The following is an 18,961-nucleotide window of genomic DNA, read 5'->3' on the forward strand; positions in this document are numbered from 1 at the left end:
GCGGATGGAGTTCTGGGGTGTCGCCCCGCATCTCGATCTCTTCCACGACAATCGCGCGCGGCTTGCGGAGGTGAGGGCGATCCTTGGCGACAACGGCCTGACGGTCCACTGCTTCACGCCCGAGCAGGTCCTCTATCCGATCAACATCGCATCCGGCGACAGCGCCTATCGCGCGGCGAGCGTCGAGCGTTTCCTGCGCGCGGCGGATATTTGCGCGGAACTTGGTGCGAAGTATCTTTTCCTGACACCGGGCCGCGGCTTCGAATGCGAAAGCCGCGAAACCGCCTGGGGCAATTCGATCCAGTCGATCAACCGGATCGCGGCCCATGCACGCTCGCTTGGCGTCTGCTGCCTGCTGGAACCCCTTCAGCGCCTCGAAAGCAACCGATGCCGACGCGCTTCAGAGCTTCTGGCGCGCGCTCGACGGCGACGATATCGACATCGTTCTCGATCTCGTTGCCATGGCGACGGCAAACGACAGCGTCGACGGCTACTTCGAGCGCTTCGGCAAGCGCATCGCGCATGTGCATATCGTGGATGGAACGCCAGCCGGGCATCTTGCCTGGGGCGACGGCAACCTGCCGCTCGGCGACTATCTCGGACAACTCGGCAGGCACGGCTTCGCCGGCACGCTGACCTTCGAACCTTTCGGCAACGGTTCCTATGCGCTCGATCCCCTTGCCGCCTGGCGGCGATGCCTCGACGCCATTGCCCCCCATCTCGATGAAGCGGACACAGAATGACGACGGCCAATCCCAACCTGATCGCTGTCGGTGACAATTGCCTCGATGCCTATCTCAGCAAAGGGTTCGTCACCGTGGGCGGCAATGCCCTCAATGTTGCCGTGCAATGGCGGCGACACAGTTTGAATGCCCGCTATTTCGGCGCGCTGGGGTCGGATGCGGAAGCCGACATCATGCTCGCCGCCATCGAGGAGGCGGGGCTCGACCGCCATGACGCCGAGATTCGCCCCGGCGCATCGGCAGTCACGTTGCTCACGGACGACGCCGGCGAACGGCGCTTCCTTCTCGAGTCGCTCGGCGTGGGGGAAAATTATGTTCCGAGTGCAGATCGCTACAAGGCGCTACGGCAAGCCGACTGGGTGCATCTCGGCACGAATTCCAGCGAAGCGCTCGTCCGCCGGCTCGTCGCCGATGACGTTCCCTTCAGCATCGACGTTTCCACCCGGCATTTCGACCTTTCGCTGCACGGCGTGCCGCTGGTCTTCGCCTCCGGCCCGGACGATCCGGCAGAGCCGGTCGAACCGCTGATCGCACAGTTCAGGGCCGCAGGTGCCCGGCAGGTCGTCGTCACCTGCGGCAGGCGCGGCTCCTTCCACGACGATGGAACCGTGACATCCAGGGCGGGTTCCGTGCCGGTCACCGTCATCGACACCTGCGGCGCGGGGGACAGTTTCATCGCGACCTTCATCGCGTCGCGGTTCTTCACGGGCCTGCCCGTGCAGACGGCGCTCGACCTCGCCGCCGAAAGGGCATCGGAAACCTGCACCCATCTCGGCGGCTTCCCGCAGCCCATCCGGGCCATCCCGGACTGGCTGCTTGACAAATATGTCGATGTCATCGGCAGCACGGAGAGGGCGGCAACATGAACACCATCACACTGAGGCCGCCGGTCGCGGCGCCAAAGGGCGATCGCTCGTTCTGGCTGCAGAGCATCGCGGCGGATGCCGTCGCGCCACCTTTGCAGGGCAGCGCGGATTGCGATTTTGCCATCGTCGGCGGCGGCTATGCCGGCCTCTGGACCGCGCTCCGGATCAAGGAACAGGCGCCCGAAACCCGCATCACCGTGCTCGAAGCGGATTTCTGCGGTTCCGGTGCCTCGGGTCGCAATGGCGGCCAGGTCCATAGCTGGTTTGCCGAAATCGACATGCTGCACGCGCTTGTCGGCGAAGACGACGCGCTCATGCTGTGCCGGGCAACCGCCGACGCGATCGAGGAGTTGAACGGCCTGCAGGCCTCCGGCACCATCGACATGGACCTGAGGCTCGACGGCTGGTTGTGGACGGCCAGCTCGACCGCCCAGGAAGGTGCCTGGACGGCGGCGACCGAACTTTGCCGCGCGCTCGGCGAGGACCGCTTCCGTCCGCTCCGGCACGAAGACATCCTGCGTCGCACCGGCTCGGCCGTCTCCTATGTCGGCATTCTGGAGGAAAGGGCGGGGACGGTGCAGCCCGCAAAGCTCGCCATCGGCCTGCGCAGCCTGGCGCTTTCGAGGGGCATCGTCCTTCACGAACGCAGCCCGGTGATAGAGATCGTGCCAGGCCCCCGGCTCAAATTGCGAACCGCGGAGGGAACACTGACCGCCGGCAAGGTGGTGCTCGCCGCAAATGCCTGGCTCTCCGCCATTCCGGAGCTGCATCCCTATCTCTATGTGGTCAGCAGCCAGGTCATCGCAACGGCGCCCGCGCCCGATATCCTCGCGCGGATCGGTTGGACGGACGGGGCGTCGATCTGCGACGCACAGCAGCATGTCCTCTATTACCAGCGCACGCCCGAGGGTACGGTGATCTTCGGCCGGGGCACCGGCGGCATCGCCTACGGCGACCGTATCGACGCCCGTTTCAACCGGAGCGGCGACGGCGGCGCGGAGAATATCCGCGAAATGCACCGGGTCTATCCCGAATTGAAGGACGTGCCGGTGCTCCATGACTGGAGCGGCCCGATTGACTGCACGGCGCAGCATCTGCCGGTCTTCGGGCATCTGAAGGACCATGCGAACATCTTCTATGCGATGGGCTTCAATGGCACCGGCATCGCGCAGGCGCCTGTCGCCGGCCGCATCATGGCGAGCCTCGTTCTTGAGCGCGACGACATCTGGAGCCGGTGCGGTCTGGTCGGCATCGGCAAGCGCACGAGGCTGCCGTCCGAGCCTCTGCGGTATCTGGGCGCCCGGGTCGTTCGCTGCGCCATCCGGCGCAAGAACGACCTCGAAATTCTCGACAGGAAACCGGGGCCGATCACGCGGTTCCTGGCCGGGCTCGCGCCCTGACGACATGTGCTTTTGAAATCGAACAACGGAATGGAACGATGGCCGATCTGTCGCTGAGAAATATCCGCAAGGCCTATGGGGAACTGGAAGTCCTGCACGGGATCGATCTGGAGATAAAGTCGGGCGAGTTCATCGTCTTCGTCGGTCCCTCGGGCTGCGGGAAATCCACCCTGTTGCGCTCGATCGCCGGCCTGGAAACGATTACGACCGGTGACCTTGTCATTGACGGTGCGCGGATGAATGCCGTTGCCCCATCCAAGCGGGGCATCTCCATGGTGTTCCAGTCCTATGCGCTCTACCCGCATATGACCGTCTACGAGAACATGGCCTTCGGCTTGCGCATCGCGGGAACGCAGAAGGCCGAGATCGATGCGCGTGTGCGCAAGGCGGCCGAAATCCTCCAACTCGACAAATACCTGCAACGCCAGCCAAAGGCACTTTCCGGCGGGCAGCGGCAGCGTGTCGCCATCGGCCGCGCCATCGTGCGCAATCCGCGGGTCTTCCTGTTCGACGAGCCCTTGTCGAACCTCGACGCCGCCCTGCGCGTCGCCACCCGCATCGAGATCGCCAAGCTCAAGCAAAGCATGCCGGATGTGACGATGATCTATGTCACCCATGACCAGGTCGAGGCGATGACGCTGGCGGACCGCATCGTCGTCTTCAAGGACGGAGACATAGAGCAGGTCGGCACGCCGACCGATCTTTACCGCAACCCGGCCAACCTCTTCGTCGCACAGTTCATCGGCTCGCCGGCGATGAACATCCTCAAAGGAACGGTCGTCGAGCGGGACGCGACATCGGCACGCTGCCGGCTCGATTGCGGGATCACGCTTGAACTAACCGCCGAACCCGGCAGGCTTTCGAAAGGCGAGGCCGTGAGCATCGGCATCCGCCCGGAAAATACGCGGGTCGTTGCCGGCGTCGAAAACGATCCGACCTTCACGGGAAGCATCGATCTCATCGAACATCTCGGCGAGGTGCAAATCCTCTATCTGGACCTGCCCGGCACCAGCGACAAATTCCTGGTCAAGGTGGATGGAGAGAGCGCGTTCGCGCGCCTGCAGGACATTGCTTTTTCCGTACGCGGGCAGGACATCCGCGTCTTTGACGCGGCCGGCAAAGCCGTTTCGTGCGGTATACGGTAGTCTTCGCAGAAGATGCCGCGTCCCATGGCTTCATGGTCGAGTTATTCACCTGCTGCGCGGGCCACGGGGCCCGACGTCTCCTTCCAAGCGGCAGCGCTCCTTCTTGAGCACCCTGCGGGAGACATACGCCCGGATGTTGCCCCGCACTCACCTGGAAACGCGTGGGGCGCGGATCGTCGTGACTTGTCACTTTCTACCGTATCCTGCCGACCTCCCGAAGCAGCCAGTCACGGAAGCGGGCGAGTGGCGGATTGGCCTCGATGCTCTCCTTGGGGCAGACGAACATGTAGCATTCCGCGGGCTGGAATGTCTCTTCGGAAAGGATACACAGGGTGCCGCGCGCAATGTCGGCCTCGACGAAGGCGCGGTGCGAGAAGCCGATACCGTGGCCAGAGCGTGCGGCGGCAAGCAGCGTATGCTGGTCGTCGAAGAAGAGATTGGCGTTGGTCTGCGTTTCCTGCAGCTTGTTGTGGGTCAGCCAGTTCTTCCAGTCACTGGCATTGCGATAGTGCAGTCGTGTGACGCTGCGGCTGAACAGCAGTTCTTCGGCGTGCTCGACGGTGTCGAGCAACGCGGGGCTGCACACGGGAACCAGGCGTTCGCGCAGCACCTCGACCGCATAGTCGCCCAAGGGAGGATGAGCGCAGTATTTGATCTGGGCGTCCTCACGCTCGACCGGACCGCTTCGCTCTTCCAGGTTGCTGAGATGCAGTTGGATACCGGGGTTCTGCTCAAGAAAGCCGGCCATGCGGGGCACCAGCACTTCCATTGCGAAAAAGGGGCCGGTGCGAATACGCAGGATCTTCGTCTCAGTTGCCTGGCCAATAAGCGACAGCACATTCGCTAGATCCTCGAAAGCCCGCGCGCAGGCATCGAGCAGCAAAGTGCCTTCCGCAGTAAGGCTGACCCCGCGCGAGTTGCGCTCCAGGAGGCGCCTGCCAAGCCGTTCTTCGAGCTGTTTGATCTGGTGGCTGACAGCGCCCTGACTGACGGCAAGCTCGCTTGCCGCCGCCGTGAAGCTGCGGTGGTGGCCCACGGCCTCGAAGGCGCGCAATGCGCGCAGATTGACCAATTGTCGACGATGGTGCCGGTCTGTCATCGAACCATGAGGAAAACTAATAGTTAAGAATATATCTTTTGCATTGTTGCAGCGCCGGCTCAACAGTAATCCTACAGGGGCAGAACGAAAACCGACCGGACGCATCGTTCGCCAAGACCCGGAAAAATCAGGTTTTTGCCTTCGCTTCGGTGTTACGCACTGGAGGGCGGGGCTGTGGGCGAGACAATCCGGCGAAACAAACATAATGAGGGAACGATGATGAGAAAACTGGCGCTCTATGCGTGCACGGCGATCGCGATCGTCCTGTCGGGAGCAGCATCGGCCGCGGCCGAGACGATCCGCATGGGCGCGGAGGGCGCCTATCCACCCTTCAACTATGTGGCCGAGGATGGCCAGCTCAAGGGCTTCGACATCGATCTCGGCAACGCGATCTGCGCGGAGCTGAAAGCAGAATGCGTGTGGAGCACCAACGAGTGGAGCGGCATTATTCCGGCGCTGCAGGCCAGCAAATTCGACATCATCGCCTCATCGATGGCGATCACGGAAGCGCGCAGGGAACAGGTCAGCTTCTCCGATCCCTACTATTTCAACGCCATGCGCTTCGTCGCATCGAAGGACCTCGACCTGAAGGACGTCACACCCGCAACCGCCGAGGGCATGGTGATCGGCACCCAGTCGGGCTCGATTGCGGCCGACATGCTCAAGGACTTCTTCCCCAACAATGAGGTGAAGCTCTATCCGACGCTGGGCGAGGCCTTCCTCGACATGAAGAGCAGCCGCCTCGACCTCCTGGTCGAATCGAAGATCGCCAGCGCGGACTGGCTGGCCAAGGGCGAGGACTGCTGCGTCTTCGTCGGCGAGGAGTTCCTTCAGGACGGTACGCTCGGCGCCGGACTTGCCTTCCGCAAGGAAGACAACGCTCTTCGCGAGCGGGTGAACGCGGCGCTGGCGACCCTCGTCGGCAACGGCACCTACGAGACGATCCGAAAGAAATACTTCGACTTCGATATCCGTCAGAAGCCGAAGAATGCGAGCGAGCTGTTCGCAAAATAATCCGGTTCTGACCGCATGAAACATTGGCGCAGCCCGGTTGGCGGGCTGCGCCCGCCGTCAGCCCTTTCCGGACAGGTTCATGAACCAGCTATCCCTTCTTGCCTTCGGCGCGGGCGGATGGGGCGACGAGATCCTTCGGGGCCTTGCCGTCACCCTCGCGCTGGCGCTGGCCACCTTTCCGGTGGCGATCGCGCTGTCCTTCGCCGTCCATTGGGCGCGCACCGCATCACTGGCGCCGGTGCGGCTCTTCGGGCAGGCCTATGCGACGCTCTTCAAGAGCCTGCCGGAAATTCTGACGCTTCTCATCCTCTACTACCAGGCTCAGGCGGTGCTGAACTGGCTGGCGCAGCGCCTTTCGCCGGGAAGCGATCTCTCCATCAGCCCCTTTATCGCCGGACTCGTCGCGCTCAGCCTCGTCATCAGCGCCTATGGCAGCGAGGTCGTGCGTGCTGCGATGAATGCGGTGGGCCGCGGACAGTTCGAGGCGGCCGCGGCGCTGGGATTACCCCCCATGCGGGCGTTCCAGAAGGTGATCCTGCCGCAGCTGTGGCGTCACGCGCTGCCGGGCTTCGGCAATCTCTGGGTAATTCTCCTGAAGGACACTTCCCTTGTTTCGGTGATCGCGCTCAGCGATCTTACCCATGTCGCCGTCATGGCGATCAACACGACGCGCGAACCGTTCCTGTTCTATCTCGCCATCGGCGTGCTCTATGTCGCGCTGGTGACCCTCTCGTCGCGGGCGCAGAAGGCGCTGGAGCTGCGGGCATCGCGCGGTTTTTCAGCCACCGGAGCGGCGCATGCTTGACCTCTGGCTCGACAATCTGCCGCTCTGGCGCGATGGCCTCCTCACCACGATCGGTCTCACCGTCTCGGCGGTCGTCATAGGCTTCTTCCTCGCAGTGCCGATCGGCGTGGCGCGCGCGCGCTCCAGAGGCGTGCTGGGCCTCCTGGCGCTCGCCTATGTCAACGTGCTGCGCGGTCTGCCGCTGCTGGTGCTGTTGTTCCTGATCTATTACGGCGTCGGCCAGTTCAACCGTGAACTCAGGCAGTTGGGGCTCTGGTGGTTCTTCCGTGACGCCACCTATTGCGGCCTTCTGGCCCTGGTGCTCAACACCGCCGCCTATCAGGCCGAGATCATCCGGGGCAGCCTCGATACGATTTCCCGGTCTGTGCTCGAAACCAATGCGGCACTCAACCTGACGCGCTGGACGGCCTTCCGGCGCGTGCTGTTGCCGATCGCTCTTTCCAAGGCGCTGCCGGCACTCGGCAACGAGGTGATCCTGCTTTTGAAGTCCACCTCGCTCGTCGCCATCATCACGGTCTTCGACCTGATGGGGCAGGCACGGTTCATCTTCTCGAAGACCTTTGACCTTGGCGTCTATTACGTGGCGGCGGCGCACTATCTGGTCGTCGTCCTTCTCATCGAATGGGCCGTGCGGCGGATCGAGGCGCGCACGCCCTGGGTCGCGCGGTAGGAGAGCTTCATGCAGCAGCAGCCCGCCGTCCGCTTCGAGCGGCTCAACAAATTCTACGGCGCCTTTCATGCGCTGAAGGATATCGACCTTTCGGTCTCCCGCGGCGAGCGCATCGTGCTGTGCGGTCCGTCCGGTTCGGGAAAATCCACGCTGATCCGCTGCATAAACCGGCTGGAACCCCACCAGTCGGGCCGGCTGACGGTCGACGGCATCCTGCTCGACGACGTGCCGAAGACCATTCGCGCGGTGCGCAACCGGGTCGGCATGTGCTTCCAGCATTTCAACCTGATCCCGCACCTGACCGTGCTTGGCAACTGCACCCTCTCGCCGATCCATACGCATGGTGTCATGAAGGCAGAGGCGGAGGCGCTCGCCATGACGCTGCTTTCCCGGGTGCGCATGGATGGCCATGCCGGCAAATATCCCCACCAGCTTTCGGGCGGCCAGCAGCAGCGCGTCGCTATCGCGCGGAGCCTCTGCCTTCGGCCTGACATCATGCTCTTCGACGAGCCGACTTCCGCGCTCGATCCGGAATCGATCGCCGAAGTGCTTGAGGTGATGACCGGGCTTGCCGCCGAGGGCATGACGATGCTGTGCGTGACCCACGAAATGGGCTTCGCCCGCAAAGTCGCCGACCGCATCGTGTTCATGGAAAAGGGGGAAATCGTCGAGGCCGTGCCGCCGGACGTGTTCTTCAGTTCCGGCGCGAAGGAGCGATCCCGTCGCTTCCTCAGCCGCATCGCGCAGAACGAATGAGGGCGCCATGGCTTCCTGACACCTTGCGCCCTCTCGAAAACCGGGCCGCGTCTCCGCATTGCTCCACGCCAATTCATCGTCTGCCCTTACGGGCAGGGAAGGGTATTTCATGTCCTATCGTGTCGCCATCATAGAGTTCATCAACGAATCCAACACGTTCACGTTGAAGCGAACCGGGATTGACGATTTTCATGCCTCGCACTACTTCAGGGGCGACGAGATTGCGCAGAACTTTGCAGGCACGGGATCGGAAGTGGGCGGGGCGATGGAGGTTGCCCATGCGCGGGGCTGGACACCGGTCCACATCGTCGCGGCCCATGCCGAGCCGAACGGCATCGTGCTTGAAGAGGCACGGGTCGAGATCACGCGGGAATGCCTGCGCCGGCTGGAGGAAAGCGGGCCCTTTGATGGGGTCTTCGTCGCGCTGCACGGCGCGATGGTGACAGAAACGGACGAGGACGGCGATTGCCAGTTTCTGCGGGAAATCCGCGCGGTGGTGGGCGATGCCGTGCCGGTCGCCATCACCCTGGACCTGCATGCCAACGTCTTCGACGATCTGGCCGACCTTGCCCAGATCTCCGTCTCCTTCCGCACCTATCCGCATGTCGACATGCGGGAGGTGGGTGTCGAGGCCTGCGATCTGCTGCACCGGGCGATGGTCGGCGAGATCGCGCCGAAACTCGCTATCCGCCGCCCTCCCATGCTGCTCGGCTGCGACGACGGCCGCACGACCGACAACGGGCCGATGTGCCGTCTCCTGGAAAAAGCAGCGGATGAGGCAGCGGCGCCGGGCATGCTCGCCGTGTCGATCAACGCCGGCTTCACCGATGCCGATGTCTGGGCCGCCGGGCCAAGCGTCGTCGTCACCTATGACAGCGCCACCATACCCGCCGCGGCTGCGGAGGGCGTGGGAGAACGGCTCTGCGCAGCGATCTGGTCCTACCGCAACGATTGGACACAGCCGGTACCGCTCTCGGCATGCATTGCGGAGCTTGCGCACGCCGATCCCAGGGACGGCATCGTCGTGGTGGCGGATTTTTCCGACAATCCCGGATCTGGCGCCTATAGCGACTGCACGGCGCTGATCGCCGCCATGCTGGAGGCAAAGCTCACCGATGCCGCTGCCGGGGCTTTGCTCGATCCTGACGCGGTGCGCGAGATCGCGGCGGCCGGCGTTGGGGCCGAGGTTACGGTGACGATCGGCGGGCGCACGGATCCGGCGGTCGGCGGTGGCCCCCTAACGGTGACGGGCACGGTCATGGCCGTGACGGACGGTAGGTTCGTTTTCGAGGGGCCGATGTTCACCGGCCTGCCCGGCACCTGCGGTACGAGTGTTTGCCTGCGCGTCGACGGACTGGACATCATGATCGTCTCAGAGCGCATGCAGATGCTGGACAAGAACATATTCCGCGCCGTGGGAATAGAACCGGCCGACAAGGCGATCCTGGCGGTAAAATCCATGCAGCACTTCAAGGGCGCATTCGGCCCGATCGCAGCGCGCATGATCGTCACGGATGCGGGCGGCCTCAGCTCGCCAGACCTTGCGCGCAGAAACTACGCCCGGCTTCGCCGACCCGTCTTTCCCCTGGATGGCTGATACGCTCGGCGGCTCCGTGTCCGAAAAGAAGCGGAGCCTTTCGCGTACCCTGCCACCGCAGGCCGTGGATATCGAGACGAAAACCCGCCCTGCGCCATCGGCGCCGCCGGAGAAGGCCGGCTAGATCTGGTGTAAAGCATGGGCCGCCTTTACGGCTGCGGAGGCGCGGTTCTCGACGCCCAGCTTCACATAGATCTGTTCGAGATGCTTCGTTACAGTGCGAGCGCTGAGGCCGAGGATTTCGCCGATATCGCGGTTCGACTTTCCCTTAGCGATCCAGAGCAGCACCTCGGACTCCCGAGGGGTGAGCGAGAAACGCTGGCGCAGCGTCTCGTCGTCGGATTTGCGCTGTTCGGCAGACAGGCGGAAGAGATGTTCGTCCACGCCGATCGTGCCCAGGAAGGACAGTTGCAGGCTCGCCTGGCCCTCGTGGCGGATCGCGAAAGGGTTTTCGCGCGTCGTGTTGCGCGCGCTCATCCATGCGCGCAGATGGGCGGTGATCGCCTCAAGTCCGTCGTCGTTTCCCATCGCGGCATTCACGAGCCGGCTCGCCTGCGGCGTCGACCAGCGGATGTTTCCCTCGCCGCTGACAGCGAGGAGATGGCGTCCCGCTGCGTCCAGCGCAACGCGCGCGCTCTGGGCGGAGCGGGCATTGGCGAGATGCACACGAATACGGGCGCGCAGTTCGTCGATGTTGATCGGCTTCGTAAGATAGTCGACGCCGCCGACGTCCAGCGCCCGCACGACATGTTCCGTCTCCGTGAGCCCGGTCATGAAAATGACCGGTACCGGGTTTGCCGCTGGATTTGCCTTGAGCTTCAGGCAGGTCTCGAACCCATCCAGGCCCGGCATGACGGCATCGAGCAGAATGATATCCGGCGTGATGCGATCCACAATATTGAGCGCGGACGCACCGGACGTGGCGATCAGCACGGAGAACCCGGTCTGTTCGAGGGCTTCGGTCAGGAAGCCAAGGGCATCGGGCGAATCGTCGACGATCAGCACGATGTCGCGCGGGCTGGCTGTCTCAGTCACGGGCAGCGCCTTCCTGGCGGTTCAAGGTTTTCAAAAAGGCATCGTAGCCGACAAGGTCGAAGGCCCGGACATAGGCGCGCACCGCCTCGGTGAAGGGTTGGTGTTCCGACGTGCGGGCGATCTCGGAAAGCTTTGCCTCGATGCCGCGCACATAACCGATCTCGCCGAGACGGATCAGCTCCTGGACATGGGTTTCTTCGGGTACGACGATGCTGAGAGTCTCAGGCGCGTCGGGCTTCGCCGCCTCGTGATAAATCCAGTCGAGGCCCATATGCAGGGCAAGTTTGTCGGTCAGTTGGCGCAGGTCGAAGGGTTTTGACAGCGTGTCGCTGTGACCGGTCTGGGCCGAAGCCATCGTGCCGTCACCGATATTGGCCGAGAGCATGATGATCGGCCCGGCCTGTCCGAGCGCCCGCAGGCGCGCGACCAGCTCCCAGCCGTTCATGTCGGGCATGAAAATATCGACGAGGAACAGGTCCGGCTTCACGCCTTCGATCAGTTGCAGGCAGTCGGCAGCGCCCTTTGCCGTCAGCACCGTGAAATCCAGCGGGCGCAGCACCTCTTCCATGAGATTGCGGTGGTCTGCATTGTCATCGACGACGAGAACGATGCGCCGGCGGCCGGTATAGCCCTTGATGCGCCGCACGGCGTCTTTTGGAACCATGGGGCGATCCACGGCGGACAACAGGAGGCGTACGCGGAACTCCGTGCCCTTGCCGCGCTCGCTTTTGACGGCGATCTCGCCGCCGAGCGTCTGGGTCAGCAGTCGCGTGATGGTGAGGCCCAGGCCGAGACCGGTCATCCGGCCATGTTCGGCATCGCCGCGCTGGAAGGGTTCGAAGATGCGCGGCAGGTCCTTTTCGAGAATGCCGCGTCCGCTGTCGGTGACGGTGAAGGCGGCGACCTGGCTGCGATAGGCGACATCGAGCCGGATTTCGCCCTCATCGGTAAATTTCAATGCGTTGGAGATGAGATTGACGAGGATCTGGCGCAGCCGCTTTTCATCGGTGCGCACATAGGCCGGCAGATTGGCCGGACGGGTGTGCTCGAAGGTCAGACCTTTGGCCTGTGCCTGCGGGCGGAACATCTCGACGATCTGGTCGAGGAAATCATGGATGTGGATCTCGTTGGAATAGACCTGCAGCTTGCCGGCCTCGATCTTGGAAATGTCGAGCAACCCGTCGATCAGGCCCGAGAGGTGATCGGCGCTGCGCTTGATGACGCGGATCGCACCCTGCCGCTGCAGCGGAATGCTGTCGTCGCGTTCCAGCACCTGCGCGTAGCCAAGCACGGCATTGAGCGGCGTGCGCAGTTCGTGGCTCAGGCCGACGACATAACGGCTTTTCGCCCGGTTGGCGGCTTCGGCCGTTTCCTTCGCCTGCTGAAGCGCCGCGTCGGTCTTCTTGTGGGCTGCGATTTCCTTCAGAAGCAGCGTGGTCTGCCGGGAGGACTCCTCCTCCGCCACCACACGGCTGTCATGCGCCAGCACATAGAACCAGCAGACGACGCCGGCGACCACGGCGAAGACAAAGAACACCACGGCGATGGTTCGCTCCACCACGGATGCCGTCTCGGGCGAATGCGTCCCCACCTGATGGGCAATCAGGGCAAGAATGACGCCCATGCCGGTGATCGACAACACGGTTGCAATGCCGTAGCGGCCGAGGCGGGTGGCGAGCGCCGACATTACGGGTTCCGGCAGGACGGTCTTGGCGACGCCGGCCACCTGCGCGTTGAAGCGCGCCTTCGGCTTGCAGAGGTCGTGGCAGCGGCTGTCGAGCGAACAGCAGAGCGAGCAGATCGGCGCGGCATAGGCCGGGCACCAGGCCATGTCCTCCGGCTCGAACGGATGCTCGCAGATCGAGCAGGTGATGGAATGCTGGAGCGCCCAGCTCCTGCGCGGTTTTCGCGCAAGATAGTATTTGCCGCCGGTTGCCCATGCGATGGCGGGCGAGGCGACGAAGGCAACGATGGCGGCGATATATGGCGCGAGAGAGGCCGCGATTTCACCGAAGGTACCAAAATGGGCGGTCAGCGCGATCGCCGCCGCCAATGTCATGGCGCCGAGACCGACGGGATTGATGTCATAGAGATGGGCGCGCTTGAACTCGATGCCCGGCGGCGAAAGGCCGAGCGGCTTGTTGAGGAAGAGGTCGGCCGAGATGGTGCACAGCCACGCCATGGCGACGATGGAGAAGACGCCAAGCGTTTCCTCCAGCAGCCGATAGATGCCGAGCTCCATCAAAAGCAGGGCGATCGCCACGTTGAAGACCAGCCAGATCACGCGGCCGGGATGGCTATGGGTGAGGCGCGAGAAGAAATTGGACCAGGCGAGCGAGCCCGCATAGGCGTTCATCACGTTGATCTTGAGCTGCGAGACGACGACGAAGGCCACCATCAGCAACAGCGCGGCGCTCTCCCAGGGCAACATGTAGCCAAAGGCGGTGTAGTACATCTGGGCCGGGTCGGCGGCCCGCGTCGAAGGGACGCCAGACGACAGGGCCAGAACGACGAGGAACGAGCCGGCGATCAGTTTCGGCGCACCGACGACGACCCAGCCGGAACCGGCAAGAAACACGGCGATGCGATGGTGCAGTTTGCGCTGCCCGTCCGGCGGAAGGAAGCGCAGGAAGTCGACCTGCTCGCCGATCTGCGCCATCAGCGCGAAGATGACGGCGGAGGCCGCGCCGAATTCCACCAGATCGAACGGCGCATAGGTGCCTGGTGGGCCGGAAGCGTGATGCAGCCCGGAATAGGCGAGCCAGGTGCCGACCTTTTCCCAATCGGCGAAACCGATGAAGACGAAGGGCACGATATTCAGGACGATCCAGAACGGCTGGGTGAGAAGCTGAAACCGCGAGATGAGCTGGACGCCATGCGTGACGAGCGGGATCACCACGATCGATGAAATGACGTAGCCGATCCAAAGCGGCACGCCGAGCGCCAGTTCCAGCGCGCCGGACATGATCGATGCCTCGATGGCGAAGAGGATGAAGGTGAAGCTGGCATAGACCAGCGATGTGAGCGTCGAGCCGATATAGCCGAAGCTCGCGCCGCGCGTGAGGAGATCGATGTCGACGCCATGGCGAATGGCATAGCGGCTGATCGGCAGACCGACCAGAAGGATCATCAGGCTCGCGACGATGATCGCCACGATGGCGTTCGTCGTGCCATAGGACATGGTGATCGCGCCGCCGATGGCTTCCAGCGCCAGGAACGAGATCGCGCCGATGGCGGTCTGCGAGATGCGATCGGACGAAAAGCGGCGCGCGCTCTTGGCGGTAAAGCGCAGCGCGTAGTCTTCCAGTGTCTGATTGGCGACCCAGCGGTTGTATTCGCGCCGGATCGGTATGATGCGCTGGCGTGCGGCCATCGTTTCCTGCTGTTCCCGTCGCCGTTTGCCGGCTTGTCTTCGTCTTCGTAACACAGTTGGGCCTGTATCGAAATTGGTGCAGCGCCGCAAAACCTTCGCGCTTACCCCCGGCATCTACGCAGAATGACGTATGTGCAGCGCAGCATGACAGGCCGATAGTCCCTCCAGCAACGGCTAAAACCAATCCGCCCCGTTGCGGTCAAAAGAACAGAGGGGTTCAGACGATGTCCATCAAGGCGCGCGCCACCGGCGCATTGCTCGCAGCCATTCTTTCGACGACGGCCTTCCATGGTGCGTTCGCGGCCGACGACACGATCAAGGTCGGCATTCTGCATTCGCTGTCCGGTACCATGGCGATTTCCGAGACGACGCTCAAGGACGCCATGCTGATGCTCATCGACGAGCAGAACAAGAAGGGCGGCCTTCTCGGCAAGAAACTCGAAGCGGTGGTCGTCGACCCGGCCTCCGACTGGCCGCTGTTCGCCGAAAAGGCGCGTGAGCTGGTTTCCGTCGACAAGGTTTCGGCCGTCTTCGGCTGCTGGACGTCGGTATCGCGAAAGTCGGTCCTGCCGGTCTTCGAGGAACTGAACTCGATCCTCTTCTACCCCGTCCAGTACGAGGGCGAGGAAAGCCAGCGCAACGTCTTCTATACGGGGGCCGCGCCGAACCAGCAGGCAATCCCGGCCGTCGACTATCTTGCCGAGAACGAAGGTGTCGAGCGCTGGGTCCTCGCCGGCACGGACTATGTCTATCCGCGCACGACCAACAAGATCCTCGAAGCTTACCTGATCTCCAAGGGCGTCAAGCCCGAGGACATCATGATCAACTACACGCCGTTCGGCCATTCCGACTGGCAGACGATCGTCTCCGACATCAAGAAGTTCGGCTCTGCCGGCAAGAAGACGGCCGTCGTCTCGACCATCAACGGTGACGCCAACGTGCCCTTCTACAAGGAACTCGGCAACCAGGGCGTCAAGGCGGAAGACATTCCGGTCGTCGCCTTCTCGGTGGGTGAGGAAGAGCTTGCCGGTATCGACACCACGCCGCTTGTCGGTCACCTCGCCGCCTGGAACTATTTCCAGTCCGTCGACAACCCGGCCAATGCCGAGTTCATCAAGACGTGGAAGGCCTTCACCAAGAACGACAAGCGCGTCACCAACGACCCGATGGAAGCCCACTATATCGGCTTCAACATGTGGCTGAAGGCCGTCGAAAAGGCCGGGACCACGGATACGGACGCCGTGCTCGACGCGATGATCGGCGTTTCGGTGCCCAACCTGTCGGGCGGCTACTCCACCATGATGCCGAACCACCACATCACCAAGCCGGTGCTGATCGGTGAGATCCAGGCCGACGGTCAGTTCGAGACCGTCTGGGAAACGCCCGGCCTCGTGGTTGGCGACGAGTGGTCTGATTACCTGCCGGACTCCAAGGACCTGATCGCCGATTGGCGCAAGCCGCTGGAGTGCGGCAACTTCAACGTCGCTACAGGCAAGTGCGGCGGCAAGGGATCGTGATCTGACGGGGCAGAGGCATTTTCCTTCTGACATCGCCCCTCTCTGCGCAAGCGGGGAGGGGTTGGCAGGCGGTTGAGGCCGCCCGCCAACGAACCGCCATCCCGCCTTCACCGGGAACGGCCTTAATGTTCATCGCCCGAGGGGCCAAAATGTACGCACGGCTCATTCACCACGTCCTTCAGTTCCTGCTCGTCGCCATCTGTCTACTGCTGACGATGGTCGCGACGGACCTCAGGGCCGCCGACGATCTGCGCGCCAAGGTCAATGCGCTCGGCGGTGGCAGTTTCCAGGAAAACCAGAAGCAGGTCGAGGCGCTCGCTGGGACCGGCGACCCGAAGGTCGTTCCGGCACTCGAAGCGCTCGCCGCGGGCGATCTCTATCAACGCAAGGCCGACGGTCTCGTCTTCATCGTCAGGCCCGCCGGCGCCAATTTCAAGCTGATCGATGCCCTGACCGGCGAGGCGGTCGGCGAAGAGGCCAAGGCCGCGCTCGAAAAGGTCAAGGTCAATAACGGCCTGCGCCGCGTCATCCGGGCCGCGCTCGGCGGCCTGACGCTGATGAGCCCGGATACAAGCCTGCGCCTGCAGGCTGCCGGCACGATCCTCCGCACACCGTCGGCCGATGCCCTCGACGCGCTCGACACGGCCCTGGCCACGGAGACGGACGGTGCCGTCAAGGCCGTGCTCGAAAAGGCCCGCGCGGCGTCCATCCTCGTTTCAGATCGGCCCGTGGATGAGAAGAAGGCGGCCATCGCAACCATCGTACAAACCGGCGGCCGGGATTCCCTGTCGCTGCTGTCGGGCGCACTGCCGTCTGCCGATCAAAGCCTGCGCCCGGACATCGAGGCCGGCATCGAGCGGATCGACGACGAACTGGCGCTTTGGGCTGCAGGGCAGAACATCTGGTATGGCCTGTCGCTTGGTTCGGTGCTGTTGCTCGCCGCCATAGGACTTGCCATCACCTTCGGCGTGATGGGCATCATCAACATGGCGCATGGCGAGATGGTGATGCTCGGCGCCTACACGACCTTCGTGGTTCAGCAGGTCATCCGCACATCCTACCCCGAACTGTTCGACTGGTCGCTGGCCATCGCGCTGCCGCTCGCCTTCCTCGTCACGGGAGCCGTCGGTCTCGTCATGGAGCGCGGCATCATCCGGTTTCTCTACGGCAGGCCGCTCGAAACATTGCTTGCCACCTGGGGCGTTTCGCTGATCCTCCAGCAGGCTGTGCGCTCGATCTTCGGCCCGACGAACCAGGAGGTTGGCAATCCCGCCTGGATGTCCGGCGCCTTCGATATCGCCGGATTGACCATCACCTGGAACCGCCTTTGGATCATCGTCTTTTCGCTCGCCGTCTTTGCCTTCCTGCTCTTTCTGCTCAAGAAGACGCCGATGGGCCTGCAGATGCGCGCCGTCACGCAGAACCGCCGCATGGCCTCCTCCATGGGCATCAGGACGCCCTGGGTCGACGCCCTGACCTTCGCGCTCGGCTCCGGCATTGCCGGTATCGCCGGTGTCGCGCTCAGCCAGATCGACAATGTCTCGCCGAACCTCGGCCAGGGCTACATCATCGACAGTTTCATGGTCGTGGTCTTCGGCGGCGTCGGCAATCTCTGGGGTACCCTGGTGGGCGCCTTCACGCTCGGCATTCTCAACAAGGTGCTCGAGCCCTATGCCGGCGCCGTGCTCGGAAAGATCCTCGTGCTCGTGCTGATCATCCTCTTCATTCAGAAGCGGCCGCGTGGGCTCTTCGCACTCAAGGGCAGGGCGGTGGAAGCATGATCACCTCGTTTCTCCTCAAGGCGCTCGACCGTACCATCGTCACCGTCGTGGCGCTGTTGCTGGTCATTGCCCTGCTCGTTCCGGCACTGAACGTCCTGACGGCACCGGACCATCCGCTGCATGTGCCGACCTACATCGTCTCCCTGTTCGGCAAGTATCTCACCTATGCGCTGCTCGCGCTGGCGCTCGATCTCGTCTGGGGTTTCTGCGGCATCCTTTCGCTCGGCCACGCCGCCTTCTTCGCTCTCGGCGGGTATGCCATGGGCATGTATCTCATGCGCCAGATCGGGGCGCGCGGCTCCTACGGCAATCCGCTGCTGCCGGATTTCATGGTCTTCCTCAACTGGCAGGAACTGCCATGGTTCTGGTACGGCTTCGACATGTTCTGGTTCGCCGCGCTGATGGCGGTCGCCGTGCCGGGCCTGCTCGCCTTCGTCTTCGGCTGGTTCGCCTTCCGCTCCCGCGTCAACGGCGTCTATCTCTCGATCATCACCCAGGCGATGACCTTTGCGCTGCTGCTCGCCTTCTTCCGCAACGACATGGGCTTCGGGGGCAACAACGGCCTCACCGACTTCAAGGACATCCTGGGTTTCAACATCCAGTCGAACGGGACGCGCTCCGCCCTATTTGCTGCGTCCGCCATCGCGCTTGCGCTCTCGCTCGTCGTCACCTCGGGCATCGTGCGCTCGAAATACGGCAAGATCCTCGTCGGCGTGCGCGATGCAGAAAGCCGCACGCGCTTCCTCGGCTACCGCGTGGAGTACATGAAGCTCTTCGCCTTTGTGGTCTCGGCCATGATGGCCGGGATCGCCGGTGCGCTCTATGTGCCGCAGGTCGGCATCATCAATCCCGGCGAATTCGACCCGGCCAATTCCATCGAAGTCGTCATCTGGACGGCGGTCGGCGGGCGCGGCACGCTGATCGGCCCGATCGTCGGCGCCATCCTCGTCAATGGCGGCAAGAGCATCTTTACCGCCGCCTTCCCGGAATTCTGGCTTTTTGCGCTGGGCGGCCTCTTCGTGCTCGTCACGCTTTTCCTTCCGAGGGGCATCGTCGGCACGGCCCGGCAGATCATCGCGCGGCGCAGGGAATACCTGAGGGCGCGGGAAGCGGAAGCGGCGCGCGCCTTCGCGGCAGAGCCTCAGGCAGCGGAGTGAGAG

Annotated in this window: 14 protein-coding genes and 1 pseudogene; 12 read left to right on the forward strand and 3 right to left on the reverse strand. The window is 63.4% G+C overall.

All coding sequences use genetic code 11. The annotated features are described in order from the left end of the window. The first annotated feature begins 4 nt into the window (after positions 1-4). From V8U06_RS12640 to V8U06_RS12655, 4 genes and pseudogenes are all read left to right on the forward strand, one after another. Positions 5-743, forward strand: a pseudogene (locus V8U06_RS12640) (sugar phosphate isomerase/epimerase family protein). Next, positions 740-1,609: a PfkB family carbohydrate kinase gene (locus V8U06_RS12645; RefSeq protein WP_427140923.1), complete on the forward strand. Its 870-nt coding sequence runs from the start codon at positions 740-742 to the stop codon at positions 1,607-1,609. Before V8U06_RS12640 ends, V8U06_RS12645 begins: the two are co-directional and overlap by 4 nt. After that, positions 1,606-3,009: an NAD(P)/FAD-dependent oxidoreductase gene (locus V8U06_RS12650; RefSeq protein WP_427140924.1), complete on the forward strand. Its 1,404-nt coding sequence runs from the start codon at positions 1,606-1,608 to the stop codon at positions 3,007-3,009. Before V8U06_RS12645 ends, V8U06_RS12650 begins: the two co-directional genes overlap by 4 nt. A 38-nt stretch (positions 3,010-3,047) precedes the next feature. Then, complete coding sequence (locus V8U06_RS12655; protein WP_427140925.1) at positions 3,048-4,154, forward strand: ABC transporter ATP-binding protein; 1,107 nt, start codon at positions 3,048-3,050, stop codon at positions 4,152-4,154. Between the two features lie 193 nt (positions 4,155-4,347). Here V8U06_RS12655 and V8U06_RS12660 read toward each other — a convergent pair whose 3' ends face one another. Continuing rightward, positions 4,348-5,253 (reverse strand): LysR family transcriptional regulator, encoded by a 906-nt coding sequence (locus V8U06_RS12660; RefSeq protein ID WP_427140926.1) that lies wholly within the window; start codon positions 5,251-5,253, stop codon positions 4,348-4,350. 219 nt (positions 5,254-5,472) lie between these two features. On the opposite strand from V8U06_RS12660, the gene V8U06_RS12665 reads away from it, so the two are divergent. From V8U06_RS12665 to V8U06_RS12685, 5 genes are all read left to right on the forward strand, one after another. Further along, entirely contained in the window at positions 5,473-6,267 is a 795-nt protein-coding gene (locus V8U06_RS12665; RefSeq protein WP_427141088.1) for a transporter substrate-binding domain-containing protein, read from the forward strand. A 79-nt stretch (positions 6,268-6,346) separates the two neighbouring features. Then, entirely contained in the window at positions 6,347-7,072 is a 726-nt protein-coding gene (locus V8U06_RS12670) for an ABC transporter permease (RefSeq protein WP_427140927.1), read from the forward strand. Further along, positions 7,065-7,742 (forward strand): ABC transporter permease subunit, encoded by a 678-nt coding sequence (locus V8U06_RS12675; protein ID WP_427140928.1) that lies wholly within the window; start codon positions 7,065-7,067, stop codon positions 7,740-7,742. Before V8U06_RS12670 ends, V8U06_RS12675 begins: the two co-directional genes overlap by 8 nt. Before the next feature lie 9 nt (positions 7,743-7,751). Further along, entirely contained in the window at positions 7,752-8,498 is a 747-nt protein-coding gene (locus tag V8U06_RS12680; protein ID WP_427140929.1) for an amino acid ABC transporter ATP-binding protein, read from the forward strand. A gap of 109 nt (positions 8,499-8,607) precedes the next feature. Further along, the gene (locus V8U06_RS12685) at positions 8,608-10,095 is read left to right on the forward strand and encodes a M81 family metallopeptidase (RefSeq protein ID WP_427140930.1); all 1,488 of its coding nucleotides are present in this window, start codon (positions 8,608-8,610) and stop codon (positions 10,093-10,095) included. Positions 10,096-10,215: 120 nt separating this feature from the next. On the opposite strand, the gene V8U06_RS12690 is transcribed toward V8U06_RS12685, so the two are convergent. Further along, the gene (locus V8U06_RS12690; protein ID WP_427140931.1) at positions 10,216-11,130 is read right to left on the reverse strand and encodes a response regulator; all 915 of its coding nucleotides are present in this window, start codon (positions 11,128-11,130) and stop codon (positions 10,216-10,218) included. After that, positions 11,123-14,503 (reverse strand): hybrid sensor histidine kinase/response regulator, encoded by a 3,381-nt coding sequence (locus tag V8U06_RS12695; protein ID WP_427140932.1) that lies wholly within the window; start codon positions 14,501-14,503, stop codon positions 11,123-11,125. The genes V8U06_RS12690 and V8U06_RS12695 overlap by 8 nt, the downstream gene beginning before the upstream one ends. Before the next feature lie 224 nt (positions 14,504-14,727). Between V8U06_RS12695 and urtA the strand changes: the two genes are divergently transcribed. From urtA to urtC, 3 genes are all read left to right on the forward strand, one after another. Further along, positions 14,728-16,020, forward strand: coding sequence for an urea ABC transporter substrate-binding protein (gene urtA / locus V8U06_RS12700; protein ID WP_427140933.1), 1,293 nt, complete (start codon positions 14,728-14,730; stop codon positions 16,018-16,020). A 215-nt stretch (positions 16,021-16,235) separates the two neighbouring features. Then, a complete protein-coding gene (gene urtB, locus V8U06_RS12705) occupies positions 16,236-17,801 on the forward strand; it encodes an urea ABC transporter permease subunit UrtB (RefSeq protein ID WP_427141089.1) in 1,566 nt (521 codons plus the stop codon). Beyond that, positions 17,798-18,958, forward strand: a complete 1,161-nt coding sequence (gene urtC / locus V8U06_RS12710; RefSeq protein WP_427140934.1) for an urea ABC transporter permease subunit UrtC — start codon at positions 17,798-17,800, stop codon at positions 18,956-18,958. Before urtB ends, urtC begins: the two co-directional genes overlap by 4 nt. Positions 18,959-18,961 lie beyond the last annotated feature (3 nt).

This window comes from Shinella sp. G-2 (assembly GCF_050172695.1).
Classification (GTDB): Bacteria; Pseudomonadota; Alphaproteobacteria; order Rhizobiales; family Rhizobiaceae; genus Shinella.